The 15370-nt window shown below is 71.9% G+C and carries 19 protein-coding genes; 7 read left to right on the plus strand and 12 right to left on the minus strand.

The window, feature by feature from the left end:
• Nucleotides 1-84 precede the first annotated feature (84 nt).
• The 4 genes from guaB1 to HF999_RS10140 all read right to left on the minus strand — a co-directional run bounded on the left by guaB1 (nucleotide 85) and on the right by HF999_RS10140 (nucleotide 3419).
• The gene (gene guaB1 / locus HF999_RS10125) at nucleotides 85-1524 is read right to left on the minus strand and encodes a GMP reductase (RefSeq protein ID WP_168545750.1); all 1440 of its coding nucleotides are present in this window, start codon (nucleotides 1522-1524) and stop codon (nucleotides 85-87) included.
• A gap of 48 nt (nucleotides 1525-1572) precedes the next feature.
• A complete protein-coding gene (locus tag HF999_RS10130; RefSeq protein WP_168545751.1) occupies nucleotides 1573-2514 on the minus strand; it encodes a M56 family metallopeptidase in 942 nt (313 codons plus the stop codon).
• Nucleotides 2515-2532: 18 nt separating this feature from the next.
• Nucleotides 2533-2931, minus strand: coding sequence for a BlaI/MecI/CopY family transcriptional regulator (locus HF999_RS10135; RefSeq protein ID WP_168545752.1), 399 nt, complete (start codon nucleotides 2929-2931; stop codon nucleotides 2533-2535).
• 260 nt (nucleotides 2932-3191) lie between these two features.
• On the minus strand, nucleotides 3192-3419 hold the full coding sequence (locus HF999_RS10140; RefSeq protein WP_246207571.1) for a PspC domain-containing protein: 228 nt from the start codon (nucleotides 3417-3419) through the stop codon (nucleotides 3192-3194).
• A gap of 99 nt (nucleotides 3420-3518) precedes the next feature.
• On the opposite strand from HF999_RS10140, the gene HF999_RS10145 reads away from it, so the two are divergent.
• A complete protein-coding gene (locus tag HF999_RS10145) occupies nucleotides 3519-3944 on the plus strand; it encodes a PaaI family thioesterase (RefSeq protein ID WP_168545753.1) in 426 nt (141 codons plus the stop codon).
• Nucleotides 3945-4018: 74 nt separating this feature from the next.
• Here the strand turns inward: HF999_RS10145 and HF999_RS10150 are convergent, their stop codons facing one another.
• On the minus strand, nucleotides 4019-5479 hold the full coding sequence (locus HF999_RS10150) for an NAD(P)/FAD-dependent oxidoreductase (protein ID WP_168545754.1): 1461 nt from the start codon (nucleotides 5477-5479) through the stop codon (nucleotides 4019-4021).
• A gap of 72 nt (nucleotides 5480-5551) precedes the next feature.
• Nucleotides 5552-6121, minus strand: coding sequence for a CGNR zinc finger domain-containing protein (locus HF999_RS10155; protein WP_168545755.1), 570 nt, complete (start codon nucleotides 6119-6121; stop codon nucleotides 5552-5554).
• A gap of 84 nt (nucleotides 6122-6205) precedes the next feature.
• Between HF999_RS10155 and HF999_RS10160 the strand changes: the two genes are divergently transcribed.
• Nucleotides 6206-7228, plus strand: coding sequence for an EamA family transporter (locus HF999_RS10160; RefSeq protein WP_168545756.1), 1023 nt, complete (start codon nucleotides 6206-6208; stop codon nucleotides 7226-7228).
• Here the strand turns inward: HF999_RS10160 and HF999_RS10165 are convergent.
• Nucleotides 7128-7652: a GNAT family N-acetyltransferase gene (locus tag HF999_RS10165; protein ID WP_168545757.1), complete on the minus strand. Its 525-nt coding sequence runs from the start codon at nucleotides 7650-7652 to the stop codon at nucleotides 7128-7130. The genes HF999_RS10160 and HF999_RS10165 overlap by 101 nt on opposite strands.
• 92 nt (nucleotides 7653-7744) lie before the next feature.
• Here HF999_RS10165 and HF999_RS10170 point away from each other — a divergent pair, with 92 nt between their 5' ends.
• Complete coding sequence (locus HF999_RS10170) at nucleotides 7745-8617, plus strand: DcsG N-terminal domain-containing protein (RefSeq protein ID WP_168545758.1); 873 nt, start codon at nucleotides 7745-7747, stop codon at nucleotides 8615-8617.
• A 147-nt stretch (nucleotides 8618-8764) separates the two neighbouring features.
• Nucleotides 8765-9520 carry a PadR family transcriptional regulator gene (locus HF999_RS10175; RefSeq protein WP_168545759.1) on the plus strand — a complete coding sequence of 252 codons (756 nt, stop codon included), beginning with the start codon at nucleotides 8765-8767 and terminating at the stop codon, nucleotides 9518-9520.
• Here HF999_RS10175 and HF999_RS10180 read toward each other — a convergent pair.
• The 3 genes from HF999_RS10180 to modA are packed head-to-tail and all read right to left on the minus strand — an operon-like array spanning nucleotide 9486 to nucleotide 12078.
• Nucleotides 9486-10505, minus strand: coding sequence for a sulfate/molybdate ABC transporter ATP-binding protein (locus HF999_RS10180; protein ID WP_168545760.1), 1020 nt, complete (start codon nucleotides 10503-10505; stop codon nucleotides 9486-9488). The genes HF999_RS10175 and HF999_RS10180 overlap by 35 nt on opposite strands.
• On the minus strand, nucleotides 10493-11299 hold the full coding sequence (locus HF999_RS22205; protein WP_210733693.1) for an ABC transporter permease: 807 nt from the start codon (nucleotides 11297-11299) through the stop codon (nucleotides 10493-10495). Before HF999_RS22205 ends, HF999_RS10180 begins: the two co-directional genes overlap by 13 nt.
• Nucleotides 11296-12078, minus strand: coding sequence for a molybdate ABC transporter substrate-binding protein (gene modA / locus HF999_RS22210; RefSeq protein ID WP_210733680.1), 783 nt, complete (start codon nucleotides 12076-12078; stop codon nucleotides 11296-11298). The genes HF999_RS22205 and modA overlap by 4 nt, the downstream gene beginning before the upstream one ends.
• Nucleotides 12079-12128: 50 nt before the next feature.
• On the opposite strand from modA, the gene HF999_RS10190 reads away from it, so the two are divergent.
• Complete coding sequence (locus HF999_RS10190) at nucleotides 12129-12569, plus strand: acyl-CoA thioesterase (protein WP_168545761.1); 441 nt, start codon at nucleotides 12129-12131, stop codon at nucleotides 12567-12569.
• 9 nt (nucleotides 12570-12578) lie between these two features.
• Here the strand turns inward: HF999_RS10190 and HF999_RS10195 are convergent, their stop codons facing one another.
• Together HF999_RS10195 and HF999_RS10200 are read right to left on the minus strand one after the other, a co-directional pair.
• Nucleotides 12579-13094: a DUF1990 domain-containing protein gene (locus tag HF999_RS10195; protein ID WP_168545762.1), complete on the minus strand. Its 516-nt coding sequence runs from the start codon at nucleotides 13092-13094 to the stop codon at nucleotides 12579-12581.
• A 41-nt stretch (nucleotides 13095-13135) separates the two neighbouring features.
• Nucleotides 13136-13984: a DMT family transporter gene (locus tag HF999_RS10200; RefSeq protein ID WP_168545763.1), complete on the minus strand. Its 849-nt coding sequence runs from the start codon at nucleotides 13982-13984 to the stop codon at nucleotides 13136-13138.
• A gap of 81 nt (nucleotides 13985-14065) precedes the next feature.
• On the opposite strand from HF999_RS10200, the gene HF999_RS10205 reads away from it, so the two are divergent.
• Entirely contained in the window at nucleotides 14066-14497 is a 432-nt protein-coding gene (locus HF999_RS10205; RefSeq protein ID WP_168545764.1) for a type II toxin-antitoxin system Rv0910 family toxin, read from the plus strand.
• A 46-nt stretch (nucleotides 14498-14543) separates the two neighbouring features.
• Nucleotides 14544-15350, plus strand: a complete 807-nt coding sequence (locus HF999_RS10210; protein WP_168545765.1) for an HAD family hydrolase — start codon at nucleotides 14544-14546, stop codon at nucleotides 15348-15350.
• Nucleotides 15351-15370 lie beyond the last annotated feature (20 nt).

The following is a 15370-nucleotide window of genomic DNA, read 5'->3' on the forward strand; positions in this document are numbered from 1 at the left end:
TTGCCGGGTCTTCGGGGCTTCATGGTCCTTCCCAGAGGATCGTCGGTGGAATCCACTGCATCCTACCGGCGATCCATCGAGTCCTCACCAACCGCCGGGAAGCGGCCTGCCCTCGGCGAAGCCGGCCGCGCTCTGCACGCCGACGGTGGCCTTCGCGTGGAACTCCGGGACGGACCGGGCGCCGGCGTAGGTGAACGAGCTGCGCACCCCCGAGGTGATGCGGTCCAGCAGGTCCTCGACGCTGGGGGCCTCCGGGTCGACGCGGATGCGCGAGCTGGAGATGCCCTCCTCGAACAGCGACTTGCGGGCGCGGTCGAAGGCGCCCTCGCCGGCGGTGCGAGCGGCGACGGCGCGCTTGGACGCCATGCCGAAGCTCTCCTTGTACGCGGAGCCGTCGGTCGCGTACTTCATGTCGCCCGGGGACTCGTAGGTGCCGGCGAACCACGAGCCGACCATGACGTTCGAGGCGCCGGCGGCCAGCGCCAGCGCGACATCGCGCGGGTGCCGCACGCCGCCGTCGGCCCAGACGTGGGCACCGAGCTCGCGGGCGGCGGCCGCGCAGTCGAGCACGGCGCTGAACTGCGGCCGCCCGACGCCGGTCATCATGCGGGTGGTGCACATGGCGCCGGGGCCCACACCGACCTTGACGATGGTCGCGCCGGCGTTCACCAGATCGCGGGCGCCGGCCGCGGCGACCACATTGCCCGCGGCGAGCGGCAGGCCCAGGTCGAGCGCGGCGACGGCCTCGAGCGCGTCGAACATCTTGGCCTGGTGGCCGTGCGCGGTGTCGACGACCAGCACGTCGGCACCGGCCTCGGCGAGCGCGCGGGCCTTGGCGGCCACGTCGCCGTTGATGCCGACGGCGGCGGCGATGCGGAGCTTGCCGGCACCGTCGACCGCGGGGCTGTAGATGCCCGCCCGGACGGTGCCCGTGCGGGTGAGGACGCCGTGCAGGCGGTCGTCGCCGTCGACGAGAACGGCCAGGTCGGAGTGGTCCTTGTCCAGCAGGTCGAAGACGGCCTCGGGCGCGGTACCGGTGGCGGCGGACACGAAGGACGTGGTCATCACGTCGCGCAGGCGGGCGAACCGGTCGACGCCCTCGCACGCCGCCGCGGTGACGAGGCCGATCGGGCGATCGTCGCCGTCGATGACCACGACGGCGCCGTGCGCACGCTTGGGCAGCAGCGCGACGGCGTCGCTCACCGAGTGCTCCGCGCTCAGTGTGACCGGGGTGTCGGCCACGAGGTCGCGGCTCTTGACATAGGAGATCGTGTCGGCCGCGGCCTGCAGCGGAAGATCCTGGGGGAGAACGACGATGCCGCCCCGCCGGGCCACGGTCTCGGCCATGCGACGGCCGGCGACCGCCGTCATGTTGGCGACGACGAGCGGGATGGTGGTGCCCGTGCCGTCGACCGAGGAGAGATCCACGTCGAACCGGGAGGTCACGTCCGACCGATTCGGGACGAGGAAGACATCGTCGTAGGTCAGGTCGTACTGCGGGCGGCTATCAGGAAGGAACTGCACGTGTCGTCATCCTACTCGATGGCGTCGTGGCGCGGCTCACGACCGCGATCAGTGCAGGATCAGGCGAGAGAGCTCGGTGAGCCAGGGGACGGCCACGGCCACCGTGGGCACCACCAGGATCAGGCCCGCGAGCAGGTAGACCGCGCCGCTGAACATCGTGCTGGCCGGGGCCATGGACAGCCGCTCGACCCGGACGACGGTTCCCGTCGACCCGACCGCCAGCGCGCCCCGCGGCGCGGGACTCTTGGCGCAGGTGACCAGCGCGTTCGCCAGGGGGAGCGGGCCGGCGGCGGCGACGGCCTCGTCGTCGGCGAGGAGCTCGACCAGCAGCTTGACCGAGTCGAGCGCCGCCGACGAGCGGACGAGGCGCGGGAACGCGTGGTGCACCGCGGTGAAGGCCTCGAGCACCAGGTCGTGCCGGGAGCGCAGATGCGCGCGCTCGTGCGCGAGCACCGCGGTCAACTCCTCGTGGCTGAGCTGGGTGAGAGTGCCGACGCTGAGCACCACGCGGTGCCGCAGCCCGGGCAGGCAGTAGGCGAGCGGCTCGTCCACCCCGAGCACCCGTAGGTCCGTGGCGGAGACGGGATGGTCACCGTCGACCGCCTGGGACAGGATGTCGACGACGGTGCGGTGCCGGGCCCGGCGCCACCGCGTGCGGATGGCGAGGCGGACGGTGGAGGTGATCAGGCGCGCGCCGATGACCAGGGTGAACGCGAAGGCGATGACCGACACCGTCCACGGCACGACGCCGAGCTGCCGGATCTCGTCGATCGGGTTCGTGGTGGGGCGGCCGTCGGCGCCGGGGACGAGGAGGCGGCTCGCGATGACCAGCCCGGCGCTGAACGCCGACAGCACGGCGGCGAGCGCGATGGCCTGCCACAGTACGAGGGCGGCGCGGGGCGTGCGGATCGGCCAGGTGGCCCGGGACAGCCAGGTGGGCACCGGTCCCGCCAGCAGCAGGGCCAGCACTCCGAAGATCAGGGCCGCCATGGGCTTGAGCCTACTGGGTCACGACGATCGCGCGGTACGCTCGGTGGTGCCGTCGACCCCGGCCTCGAGCTTGGCCAGCGCGCGGCGCAGCGCCTGCGCCTCATCGGCCCCGACGCGCTCGACGAAATGGACGAGCGCGGCCTCGCGGGAGCTCTCGGCCTGGGCGAGCGCATCGAACATCAGGTCCGCGACGAGTTCCTCGCGGCCGAAGGTCGCGGCGTAGCGATGCGCCCGATCGGTGCGGATCTGCGTGACCAGCTTCTTCTTCGCGAGCCGCTGCAGCACCGTCATCACGGTCGTGTACGCGAGTTCGCGGTCAGCAGAGAGCCATTCGTGCACCTGTCGCACGGTCTGCGGTTCGGTGGACGCCCAGAGGTGGTCCATGACCGCGCGCTCGAGATCTCCCAATGCCGCCATTGGACCGATTCTACCCGGGATGGTGCGGATCGCTACGACAGGATGTCGTAATCCACGCCACATCGATGAGGGCTTGCTAAGTTAGGCGAGGCTGCCCTAGAATAAGTGACGTCGCCGAGAGCGACACGAGATCCACATCGGACCGGTTCGCGAACTGAGGGCTGCAGTAATCCGCCCGGTCTGTGCCTAGGCGGGTCCGGGGATGGCTGAGCCCCGGGCCCGCCGCTCTCGTTTCCGGGTGCGATCGCACCGCGAGAGGATCAGTCCTTCGGCATGACGAGCCACAGCAGCAGGTACAGCAGGAACTGCGGACCCGGCAGCAGGCAGGACACGACGAACAACACGCGCACGAGCGTGGCGTCGATGCCGAAGTAGCGGGCGATGCCGGCGCACACGCCGCCCAGCCAGTTGTTGTGGAGGTCGCGGGCGAAGCGCTTCTGCGGTGCCGGGGCGGAGGGGGACTGGGTGAAGGGCATGTTCTCGGTCATGACTCCACGATGCCGCCCGGCGGTCCGGTCCCGCATCGGGGTCTTCCCGGAATCCGGCCCGGAGATCGGCCCGACGACGCGTCGTCCTAGGGTGGGTTCATGACGCAACCGACCCCCGGACAGCAGCAGGTCATCGACGGGATCCAGGCTCAGGGCTCCGCCGGCTTCGACACGCTCCTCGGCCTCGAGTACACCGCTCTCACGCCGGACGGCGTCGAGGCGACGCTCACCCTGCGCCCCGAGCTGCACCAGCCCTTCGGCATCACCCACGGCGGCGTGTACTGCGCGATCGTGGAGTCGGTGGCGAGTGTGTCGGGGGTGATCTGGCTCGGCGGCAGCGGTCACGTCGTCGGCGTGAACAACAACACCGACTTCCTGCGCGCCCTCTCCACCGGCGTCCTGTCGATCCGCAGCACTCCCGTCCACCGGGGTCGCCGGCAGCAGCTGTGGCTGGTCGAGATCGACTCCGAGGACGGTAAGGCCGTCGCGCGCGGTCAGGTCCGGCTGCAGAACATCGACGCGTAGCGGCGAGCGCTCGAAACGCCGACGAGCGCGCCCCCGGTCGGGAGCGCGCTCGTTCGTCGTGTGCGGGGCCGGTGTCAGCCGGCCTTCTCGGCCTTCTCCGCCTCGGCCGACGGTGCGCCCGGGGCCTGCACCTGGATGTCCGCCTTGGGTGCGGACTTCGGTAGCGCCTTCGTGGGCGAGCTGGTGTGCACCGGCGGGATCGCCGGCCTCGCACCTGACTGCAGCGCGTCGAGCGCCGTCCGCGCGTAGACCTGCTGCTCGGTGATCGTCATCTGGCCGCGCTTGTTGGTCAGGAAGGTGATGGCCCACGAGGTCAGCGTGATGACGCGGTTCTGGTAGCCGACGATGTACCACAGGTGCAGGGCGAGCCAGCCGACCCAGGCGAGGAAGCCGCCGAACTCGAGCTTGCCGACCTTCGCCACGGCGCTGGCGCGCGAGACGGTGGCCATCGACCCCTTGTCGAAGTACTTGAAGGGCTTGCGCTCGGCCGGGGTCTGTCCCTTGAGGCCGGCGCTGATCGCCTTCGCGGCGTAGGTCGCGCCCTGGATCGCGCCCTGCGCCATGCCCGGCACACCGTCGACCAGCATCATGTCGCCGACGACGAAGACATTCGGATTGCCGGGGATCGACAGGTCGGGCAGGACCTTGACACGGCCGGCGCGGTCGGTCTCGGCACCGGACTGCTCCGCGAGCACCTTGCCCAGCTTGCTGGCGGCGACGCCGGCGGACCAGACCTTGCACTGCGCCTCGATGCGCCGCTGGGTGCCGTCCTTCTCCTTGACGATGAGGCCGTCGGCGTCGACGTCGACCACCATCGCGTTGAGCTGGATCTCGACGCCCATCTTCTCGAGCCGCTTGGCCGCCATGGTGCCGAGCTTCTCGCCCATCGGGGGGAGCACGGCCGGGGCGGCGTCCAGCAGGATCACGCGCGCCTCGGTCGGGTCGATGTTGCGGAACGCGCCCTTGAGCGTGTTGTCGGACATCTCCGCGATCTGCCCGGCCAGCTCGACCCCGGTGGGGCCGGCGCCGATCACCACGAAGGTGAGCAGGCGCATGCGCTCCTCGTGGTCGTTGGACAGCTCGGCCTGCTCGAAGGCGCCGAGGATGCGGCCGCGCAGCTCGAGCGCGTCGTCGATGGTCTTCATGCCCGGCGCGAACTCGGCGAACTGGTCGTTGCCGAAGTAGGACTGGTCCGCGCCGGCCGCCACGATGAGGCTGTCGAACGGGGTGACCGTCTCGCGCTCGAGCAGGTGGCTGGTCACGGTGCGGTTCTCGAGATCGATGTCGGAGACCTCGCCCAGCAGCACCTCCGCGTTGCGCTGCTTGCGCAGGATCATCCGGGTCGCGGGGGCGATCTCGCCCTCGGACAGGATGCCCGTCGCGACTTGGTAGAGCAGCGGCTGGAACAGGTGGTGAGTGGTCTTCGCGATCATCGTCACGTCGACGTCCGCGCGCTTGAGGGCCCGGGTGCCGAACAGGCCGCCGAAGCCCGAACCGATGACGACCACCCTGTGGCGGTGCGTTCCGTCGCTCATTACTCTCGTTGCTCCTGGTATCGCGTCGTAGCCGGGATCCCCGGCATGTGCAGTCCTACCGTAGTCCTCTGTTCAACTCTCGTCGCGACGCACGCCCGAACCCGTGGCGCGGCGCTCGCGGTACGCGGCCACGTGGGTCCGGTTCCCGCAGTTCCCCTCGGTGCAGAAGCGTCGGGAACGATTCTTCGACAGGTCGACGAGAACCCGGTCACAGTCGTCGGCCGCGCAGGTCTTCAGACGGTCCACGCTGCCGCTGCGGACCAGGTCGACGAGGGCCATCGCGAACTCGGCGCGCATCCGGACGGGGAACGGGGCGTCGTCGGGGATGAAGTGCAGATGCCAGTCCCAGGCGCCGTGCCGGGTCAGGCGCGGCTGCTGCGGCGTGGCGGCCAGCATCTCGTTGACCAGCCGGGCCACCTCGTCGGGATGGCCGGCGGCCCACACGCGTGCGAGCTCCGCGCGCAGCTCGTGGATGGGGGCGAGGTCCTTGCTCTCCGCGGAGCTCCAGCCCGTGAACTCGTGGCGGCGCAGGAACTCCTTCAGCGCCGCGGCGGTGCCGAGCCGCTCCTCGTGTCCGTAGTCGGTGTTCACGAGGTCGGCGGCCATGATCAGCGAGGGCTCGGTGTCATGAGCGAATTTCATTTGACTCCTTACGACAGGTGCCGCTACTGTCACTAGCGTACCTCACTTGACTCCTTACTGATGACATGAACACGGAGGTGACGCATGGGTCGGGGTATCGCTATCGCTCTGGTTTCGGGATTCGCGTTCGCGATGTCCGGCCCGTTCGGCAAGCCGCTGCTCGCCGCCGGATGGAGCCCGGCCGGCGTCGTGCTCGTGCGCATCTGGATCGCGGCGATCGTCACGCTGGTGCCGATGCTGATCTTCGCCCGCGCGCGGCTCGCGACGCTGCGGCACGCGCCCTTCACGGTGCTCGCCTACGGACTGCTCGCTGTGCTCGCCGTGCAGCTCGCGTACTTCAACGCCATCGCGCACATGTCGGTGACGGTCGCGCTGCTCATCGAGTTCTCCGCGCCGCTGCTGGTGCTGGTGTACCTCTGGGCCCGGTTCGGGAAGCGCCCGACGGTGCGCACCGCGCTCGGTGCGGCACTGGCGGTCGCGGGGCTGGTCGCGGTCGTGGGCGCGGCATCGGGCGGTGCGGTCGTCTCGCCGATCGGCCTGGTCTGGGCGTTCGTGTCGCTGGTGGGCCTGGCGGCGTACTTCCTGCTCGCCGAGGACGGTACCCGCGCCGACGACCTCGATACCGCGGCGCAAGAGGGTGATTCGAAGCCCGCGGTGGACCAGTTGGCCCTTGCGGCCGGCGGCCTGCTCGTGGGTGCGGTCGTGTTGTCGCTGACCTCTCTGGCCGGTCTGACTCCGGTGCGGATCTCCACCGCGCCCGTGGTTCTCGGCGGTCTCGGCACCACGCCGTGGTGGGTGCCCGCCGTCGTCATCGGCGCGGTCGCCACGGGACTGGCCTACGTCGCCGGCATCGTCGCGATCAACCTGGTGGGCCCGACACTCGCGTCCTTCCTCGGGTTCTCCGAGGTCATCGCGTCCGGCGTGGTGGCCTGGCTGATGCTGGGGGAGGCGCTCACGCCTCTGCAGATCGTGGGCGCGGTGGCGATCGTGGCGGGCGTGATCGCCGTCAAGCGGGGCGAGCGTCGCGATCCGGACGATTCCGGGCGGCCCGTCGCTCCAGCCAGTCCGTGCGATGGATCTCGTACTCGACCCGTGCATACGGCGTGAGGTCCGCATCGCCCTCCGCGCCGAGGTCGACCTCGCCCTGCAGCGACTCCCAGTCGAGCATCGCGATGTCCAGCTGCGACATGCCCAGCCCGGCGAGGACGCGGCGCGACGCGAGGTTCGACCAGGCCGTGGACGCGTAGACGCGACCGGTGAGGCCGCGCGCGAAGGCGTCGCCCACCAGGGCGTGCGCCGCCTCGGCGCAGAACCCCCGTCGACGGTGCGCCTCCGCCACCGAGTAGCTCAACTCCAGGCCGCGCACACTGCTGTGCCGGGAGGCGCGCAGGGCGATCCGGCCCAGCGTGCGGCGGCTGTGCCGGTCGACGATGTGGAAGCGTCCGTCGAAGGCGGACGAGCTCGAGGCGCCGGCGGCGGGCGCGAGGTGGAGGCGAGCCGTCTCGATGTGCGCCTGCAAATCACCCCTCACGGTGCACAGCGTATCCGCTCGGGCCCCGCGGGAGGCGCAGTTCCCGCGGGTGTCGCGACGGCGGAACGCCGATGGCTGCCATACTGTCCGGCGTGACGTACCGAATCGCTCTTGCCACCTCCGCGGCGCAGCCGGATCTCGACGACCGCGGCCAGGAGATCCTCGCCGCCCTGCGCGCGGCCGGCCACGACGCCGAGGCCGCCGTGTGGTCCGACTCGAGTGTCGACTGGGAGCAGTTCGACGCGGTCGTGATCACCGGCGCGTGGGACTACGCACAGCGCTACGACGACTTCCTGGGCTGGGCGTGGCGCGCCGCCGCACAGTCGCTCGTGCTCAACCCCGAGCCGCTCGTCCGCTGGTACGCGGACAAGCGCTACCTCGCGGACTACGCGTCCGAGGGCCTGCCGATGGTCCCGGCGCAGTTCATCACCGTGCACGACGCCACGCTCGATCACGACTACCTCGGTGTCGAGCACGTCGTCCGGCCCACGATCAGCGGCGGCCTCGCGGAGGCCTTCCGGTTCGGCCCGGAGGACGGCGCGGCCAGTCGCGCGAAGCTGGAGGAGATCAAGGCGGCGGGTACGTCGGTCATGGTCTTCCCGTACGTCGGCGAGGTCGGCGGGGTCTCGCTGGTCTACATCGGCGGCGAGTACAGCCACGCCTTCGGTCGTGACCTGGCCGCCGAGGTGAACGCGGAGCCCGGTGCGGGGCGCCCCGTCGAGCAGCTCACCGATGTCGAGCCGACGGCGGCCGAGCGGGAGATCGCCGATGCCGCGCTCAAGCCCATCGATCCCGCGAACCCGCCGCTGTACGTGCGCGTCGATCTCGTCCGCACCCCGGGGGGTGACCCGCTGATCCTCGAGGTCCAGGTCGTCCAGCCCGATCTGCACCTCGAGCGCATCGAGAACGGTGCGGTGAAGTTCGCCGACGCCGTCGTCGCCCGAATCGCTTCGACGAAGGCCTGACCGGCACCGTCGTACCACGTCAGAAGCCTCCGCCCGGATACCGGGCGGAGGCTTCTCGCGTTGGGGGTTGCCAAATGAACTATCGCGATATATCGTGAACGCATCGGGTTGCGAAACATGCGACCCCCTACCGAAAGGAGTGCCACCATGCGTAGGCACACTCACAACGAGCACTTCGATGCACGATTCCGCAACAGCGGCTTCCCGTCCGAGTGCGGCCCCGGAGAGGGCCGTGGCGAGGGACGCGGCCGCGGGCGTGGCCGTGGATTCGGTCCGGGCGGGCCGGGGTTCGGCCCCGGAGGCTTCGGACCCGGCGGGCCCGGTTTCGGTCCCGGCGGACCCGGCCCCTTCGGCCCGGGCGGCCCCGGACGGGGGCGCGGTCGTGGCCGCGGCCGGCGCGGCGTCCAGCGCGGCGACGTCCGCATCGCAGTGCTCCGGCTCCTGGAGACCGAGCCGATGCACGGCTACCAGATCGTCTCCTCCATCGAGGAGCGCACGGCGGGGGCCTGGAAGCCCAGCCCCGGCGCCATCTATCCCACGCTCAGCCAGCTCGAGGACGAGGGGCTGATCACCATCGAGCGGGAGAACGGCCGCAAGGTCGCCACGCTCACCACCGCGGGCCGCGAGCACATCGAGACCGCGCTCGCCGATGCCCCGGACCCGTTCGCCGGCTTCGACGGCGGCTCGGCCGAGCGGGGGCACCTCCGCGAGACCTTGCGCGAGCTGCACGAGGTCACCCGGCGCGTCGCCCGTACGGGCGATCCCGAGCAGACGGCCGCGGTCGACACCATTCTCGGCGACGCGATCAAGCAGGTCTACCTGCTGCTCGCCGGTGTGGACCGCACGCCCCCCGCGGCCGCCGACGAGGCTACCGAGGTGTCGGATCCGGACGACGAGCAGTAGTCACCCGGCGCGCGCGGGTCAGGTCCGGCACCAGGCGGACCGCGGCGCCGGGAGGAAACTCCCGGTGCCGCTCGGCCGGTAGCTCGGCCACCAGGTCGACGGTGCCCGCGGTCCCCGCGGGCGCGACCCTGCTCGTCACCCGGCAGCGCCCGCCTGCCACACTCACCTCGACGACGGTGCCGGACAGTCCGGCACCGTCGTCGTTCGTGGCGCCGACCTCGAGGTCGTCGGGCCCGAACACCCACGCCCCGTCGCCGTCCGGCAGCAGATTCATCCCCGCCAGCCGGGCGGCGAAGGGCGTCGCGGGGGAGAGCAGCAGGTCCGCGGCGGGACGCTGGTCGGCGACGCGGCCGTCCTCGAGCACGGCCGCCTGATCGGCGAGGGCCACCACATCGGCCGCGTCGTGGGTGATGAGCACGCAGGTGCGGCCGTCGAGCAACCTACGGAGAACCGATCGGACCTCGGCCCGGGCGCCCACGTCGAGCGCGGAGAGGGGCTCGTCGAGCAGGAGGACCTTCGGCTCGGCCGCCAGGGCACGCGCGAGCGCGACCCGCTGCGCCTGGCCGCCGCTGAGCTCGTGCGGGCGCCGATCCCGCAGCTGTGCGGCCCCCACCGCCTCGAGCCAGTGGTCCGCGGCGGCCGCGGCGGATCGGCGGTCCGCCCCGGCGCTGCGGGGCGCGAAGGCCACGTTGGCGTGCACCCGCAGATGCGGGAACAGTCGTGCGGTCTGGCCCAGCAGCGCCACGCGCCGACGGTGCGCCGGGACCCACCGCCCGGCACCGTCGAAGACGGTCTGCCCGGCGACGACGACGCGGCCGGAGTCGGGCCGGACCAGCCCGGCCACGGCGTCGGCGACGGTCGACTTCCCGGTCCCGTTGGGTCCGAGGAGGGCGAGGGTCTCCCCGTTCGGAACCGTGAACCGGGCGTCGACGCCGCGCGCGGCCACGGTCAGGTCGACGGTCAGCCCGGGGCTCATCTCCGCCATGCGCGGACCCCGTACACCGCCGAGACGATCACGGCCGACGCGGCCAGCAGTACCAGCGACAGCGCCACCGCCGCCTGCGGATCGGTCTCGTTGCGCAGGTAGATCTCCAGCGGCAGCGTGCGGGTGGTGCCCGCGAGGGATCCGGCGAAGGTGAGCGTTGCGCCGAACTCGCCGAGCGCCCGCGCGAAGGTCAGCACGACGCCGGAGGCGATGGACGGCAGCACCAGCGGGAGGGTGATGCGGCGCAGCACGATCGACGGCGAGGCGCCCAGGGTCGCTGCGGTCCGCTCGTAGTCGGTGCCGAGGGTGCGCAGCGCGCCCTCCACGGCCAGCACGAGGAAGGGCAGGGCGACGAAGGCCTGCGCCAGGACCACGGCCACCGTCGTGAACGCGATGTGCCCGCCGATCCCGCCGTACTGGCCCACCAGGCCGCGGCGGCCGAAGGCGTAGAGCAGCGCGATGCCGCCGACCACCGGGGGCAGCACCAGTGGCAGCAGGACCAGCGGACGGAGCACCCCGACGAACCGGGATCGACTGCGCGCCAGGATCACCCCGAGCGGAACGCCGAGCACGATGCACAGCAGCGTCGCCGCGCACGAGGTCTGCAGGGACAGCAGCAGGGCGGCCCGCGAGTCCTCCGAGGTGACCAGGTCCCCGAACCGCGGCCAGTCGACCTTCGCCACGATGCCGATCAGCGGAACGAGCACGAAGGCGGCGCCGAGCGCGGCGGGAGCGAGGATCCAGCCGGGGAACGCCCTGTCCGGGCCGGGAGCGGAGCGCGCGGACCGGTTCAGCTGGGTGCCCCGAAGCCTGCCGCAGCCAGGGCCGCCCGGCCCTGCGGACCGCGAACGAATTCGACGAACTCCTTCGCTCCCGCGGCGTTCTCGGCGGCGGTCAGCGCCGCGATCGGGTAGACGTTGACGGCACCGTCGGCCTGCGGGAAGTCGACGGACCCGACGGCGCCGTTCGTGCCCTTGACGTCCGTCTTGTAGACCAGGCCTGCGTCGGCCTGGCCGTGCCGGACCTTGGCGAGAACGCTCGAGACGGAGTCCTCCTCGCTGACGGGGTGCAGGGTCACGTCGGCGGCCTTGGTGACCTTGGCGGTCGCCGTGCCGCACGGCACGGGCTGCGCGCACACCACGACGCTGACGCCCGGCTTGGTCAGGTCGGCGAGCGAGGTGACGCCCTTCGGGTTGCCGGGTGCGGTGGCGATGGTGAGGACATTGGTGGCGAAGGGCTGCGGGTCGGCGACCAGCGATGCCGCCCTGGCCTTGTCCATGGTGGGGGTGTCCGCGGTGGCGAAGACATCGGCGGGCGCGCCCTGGGTGAGCTGTGCGAGCAGACCCGACGAGCCGCCGAAGGAGAACTTGACGGTGGTGCCGGGGTGCTTCGCGCCGAACTCGGAGCCCAGCTTCTCGAAGGTGGCCTGCAGGCTGGCGGCGGCGTAGACGATCACGGTGCCGCCCGATCCGGCCGCACCGGACGAGGGCGCGGAGGCGCCGTCGCTCGAGGTCGAGCAGGCGGTGAGGCTCGCCGCGAGCACGGCGGCGGTCAACAGTCGTGTGGCGCGCATCGCGTCTCCCGGTGAGCAGAGGGAAGGGGGTTGTGCTCGACAATAGTCCCATGACGAATCACGAGGTACTGGTCCCGATGCGCTGGTCGGACATGGATGCGTTGCAGCACATCAACAACGTGTCGATGCTGCGGCTGCTCGAGGAGGCGCGCATCCGGTTCATGATCCGGTTCGGCTCGGGACCGGACTCGGGCCGGATCACGATGTTCGTCGCGCACCAGGAGATCGACTACGTTCGCCCGCTGCTGTACTCACAGGAGCCGGTGCGGATCCTGATGCGCGTCACCAGGATCGGCGGGTCGGGCTTCGACATCGGCTACGAGGTGCTCGATGCGGACGGCCGGGTGGCCGCGTTGTCGGAGGCGTCCATGGTCGTGGTGGACGGTGCCGCGTCCGGCCGCCCCGCCCCGATTCCGGACGCCCTGCGCGCGCAGCTCGAGGAGGTCCTCGGCGAGCCCGTGCCCTTCCGCCGGCGCCGCGAGAGCGTCTGACGGTCGCGGCTACCCGAGGACCATCGCCGCGAGGTAGCGGCGCGTCATGACCGCCTGCAGGAGGCGTCCGACGGGCGCTCCCAGGCGGGTGTACCAGCGCCCGGGGCGGGAGAACGCGCTCACGACCGCGACCACGGCACCGTCCGCCCGCAGTTCGACGGAGAAGAGCTCCTCGCCGCTCTCGGGGTGCCCGGGCAGCGTGCCGTAGGCGAAGCCGGCCCGGTCGGGGGTGTCGACGACGTAGATCACGCGGCACGGGATGCGGATGGGGCCGAACAGCGGCGTGGTCATCACCATGACGGTGTCCGCCTCGGCCCGCGGTGTGCTGGCCCGGACCCGCAGCCCGGCTCCGCGCTGCATGCCGTAGGCGCGGATCGAGTCCCGGACCGCGGCGAAGTCCTCCGGGCCGTGGCCCACGACGCGTTCCGCGCGAAAGACGTGCGCGTCCCCGGGCGGGGTGCCGCGCGTCGCCCCCACCTCGGGGTAGGTGAACGGGGCCCGTGCCAGTGCCTCCAGGTCCGTCATACCGCCCGACGGTACGCCGCCGCCCCGGGCGGGACGGGGCGTCACCGTCGGGCCAGGCGGGCCGCGGCCACGGCCCCGACGACCCCGGAGGCGATCACCGCGACGCCGTGCCAGCCCGTGAGCGTGACCGACTCCTGCAGCACGACGGCGCCGAGGACGGCGGCGCAGATCGGCTCGGCGAGGGTGATCGCCGGCAGCGAGGCCGAGATCGGGGCGGGCTGGAAGGCCCGCTGCTGCAGGTACATCGCGCCGATCCCGCACAGCACCAGGACGTAGAGCCGCCAGTCGGTCAGCAGCCGGGCGGTGTTCGCGACGAACTCCGCGTGCTCGTAGGACGTGAGCACAGGCTTGGTGAGCACCGTCGCGACGCCGAACAGGGTGCCCGCGGCGACGCCGAAGGACAGCGCCCGTGCGGACCCGGGCAGCGTGCGGACCAGCCCGATCGCCGTGGTCGCCGCCGCGACGACCCCCACCGCGATGAGTGCGGGCAGCCAGGTGGCGCCCGGGGCGTCGGGCACGCCGTCGGTGGGCCGCCCCGCGACGAGGAACACCGCCAGCGCTATCGCGAGGACTGCGGCCCAGGTCCACTCGCGGGTGGTGACGCGGGTGTGGTTGAGCAGCGCGGAGATCGGCAGCGCGAACAGCAGCGCCGCGACGATGAGCGGCTGCACCACCAGGACCGGCCCCAGTGCCAGCGCCCAGGCCTGGAAGGCGTAGCCGCCGAGGTCGCCCACCAGGCCCAGCCACCAGCGGGGCCGGCGGATCAGCTCGGCGATGAGTGAGGAGCCCTCGTCGACGCTCGCCGCCTCCGTCTGCTGGGCGGCGGATCCGCACGCGAACAGGAAGGCGGCGACGAGGGCGAGGACGATCGAGGCGGCGGTGGCGGACACGCGAGAAATCTACGCTCGGTGGTGGTGCGCGCCGTCGCGCACGCTACGTTGAGTCCATCAATCACGGCTGAAGGAGTGAGTGTGGCGAAGGTCGAGAGCCGGATCGAGATCGCGCTCGCGCCGGACACGGCGTGGGCGAAGGCCGCGGACCTCGAGACGCTCCCGCAGTGGGTGACCCTGCACGACGGGTGGCGGGGCCCGCTGCCCGAGCTCGCCGAGGGGGCGCGGATCGCCTGCGTGGTCAAGGTGAAGAACTTCCGCAACCGCGTCGACTGGGTCATCACCGAGTACGACCCGCCGCGGAAGCTGGTCCTGGACGGCAAGGGTGTGGCGGGCACGAAGTACAAGCTCACCGTGAGCATCGCGCCGTCCGGCGCGGGTTCGACGGTGACCCTCCGTACCGATCTCGGCGGCGCGCCGCTGTTCGGCCCGATCGGGGCGACGGTGGCGCGGGCGCTCAAGGGCGACATCGAGGACTCGCTGCAGCGGTTCCAGCGGATGTTCGCCGAGTAGTAGGCCGAGCGGCAGGCCGAGCGAGGGCGACGGAGAGGACGCGCGGGTGGAACTGACGGACCTGGTCGGTGCCGCGGTTCGCGGCGGCCTGAGCTGGGGGTCCGACACGCTCGCGCGGCTGCGACAGCGTGCGGGCATGGACGGGCCGCGTCCGTGCGATGCGCTGATCCTCGACGTCGACGACACGGTGGTGGACACCGCCGCAGCGATGCGCGCCGCGGCGCGGGCGGCCGCACTCGAGGTGTGGCCCGAGTCGGGCGCCACCACGCGCGAGCGGTTCGCCGAGCACTTCCTGCGCGACCCGCACGGGGTGTTCGCCCGGTACACCGCCGGGGAACTGCGGTTCCACGAGATGCGCAAGGCCCGGATCGCGGCCGCGGCGCAGGACCTCGGGCTGCTCTGGGAGCCGCGGCGCTATCGCCGGTACTGCAGCGGTTTCGATCCGGCGTTCGCGGCGGCGCAGCGGCTCTTCCCGGATGCGATGCCGGCGGTGCAGGCGGCGGAACGGTGGGGGATCGTCGTGGTGCTCCTGACGAACTCGTCGACGGCCGCCACCAGGATGAAACTCCAGGTCCTCGGCGTGTCCGATCGGTTCCCGCACGTCGTCACCACCGACACCCTGGGGATCGGCAAACCCGATCCCGCGGTGTTCCTACACGCCTGCGAGCTCGCGGGTGCGGCGCCGGGGGACTGCGTCGCGGTGGGCGACAGCTACGCCAATGACGTCGCCGCCGCGCGAGTGGCGGGGCTGCGTGCCCTCTGGCTCGACCGGTCCGGCGCGGGCGTGGGCGGCGAGCCACCCGCGATCCGTTCGCTGGCCGAGCTACCTGCGGCGTTGACCCGGGCGGTCTGACCTGTCGGAGGCTCGTGTTA

The sequence above is a fragment of the Tsukamurella spumae genome (genome assembly GCF_012396015.1).
GTDB lineage: Bacteria > Actinomycetota > Actinomycetes > Mycobacteriales > Mycobacteriaceae > Tsukamurella > Tsukamurella spumae.

Excerpts from the sequence above, each read along its gene's own strand:
- HF999_RS10140 (WP_246207571.1), bottom strand. The coding sequence starts at position 3,419 with ATGACCGAGAACATGCCCTTCACCCAGTCCCCCTCCGCCCCGGCACCG.
- HF999_RS10180 (WP_168545760.1), bottom strand. The coding sequence starts at position 10,505 with ATGGCGGAGATGAGCCCCGGGCTGACCGTCGACCTGACCGTGGCCGCG.
- HF999_RS10135 (WP_168545752.1), bottom strand. The coding sequence starts at position 2,931 with ATGGCGGCATTGGGAGATCTCGAGCGCGCGGTCATGGACCACCTCTGG.
- HF999_RS10130 (WP_168545751.1), bottom strand. The coding sequence starts at position 2,514 with ATGGCGGCCCTGATCTTCGGAGTGCTGGCCCTGCTGCTGGCGGGACCG.
- HF999_RS10160 (WP_168545756.1), top strand. The coding sequence starts at position 6,206 with ATGGGTCGGGGTATCGCTATCGCTCTGGTTTCGGGATTCGCGTTCGCG.
- HF999_RS10145 (WP_168545753.1), top strand. The coding sequence starts at position 3,519 with ATGACGCAACCGACCCCCGGACAGCAGCAGGTCATCGACGGGATCCAG.
- HF999_RS10150 (WP_168545754.1), bottom strand. The coding sequence starts at position 5,479 with ATGAGCGACGGAACGCACCGCCACAGGGTGGTCGTCATCGGTTCGGGC.
- modA (WP_210733680.1), bottom strand. The coding sequence starts at position 12,078 with ATGCGCGCCACACGACTGTTGACCGCCGCCGTGCTCGCGGCGAGCCTC.
- HF999_RS10195 (WP_168545762.1), bottom strand. The coding sequence starts at position 13,094 with ATGACGGACCTGGAGGCACTGGCACGGGCCCCGTTCACCTACCCCGAG.
- HF999_RS10155 (WP_168545755.1), bottom strand. The coding sequence starts at position 6,121 with ATGAAATTCGCTCATGACACCGAGCCCTCGCTGATCATGGCCGCCGAC.
- HF999_RS10175 (WP_168545759.1), top strand. The coding sequence starts at position 8,765 with ATGCGTAGGCACACTCACAACGAGCACTTCGATGCACGATTCCGCAAC.
- HF999_RS10190 (WP_168545761.1), top strand. The coding sequence starts at position 12,129 with ATGACGAATCACGAGGTACTGGTCCCGATGCGCTGGTCGGACATGGAT.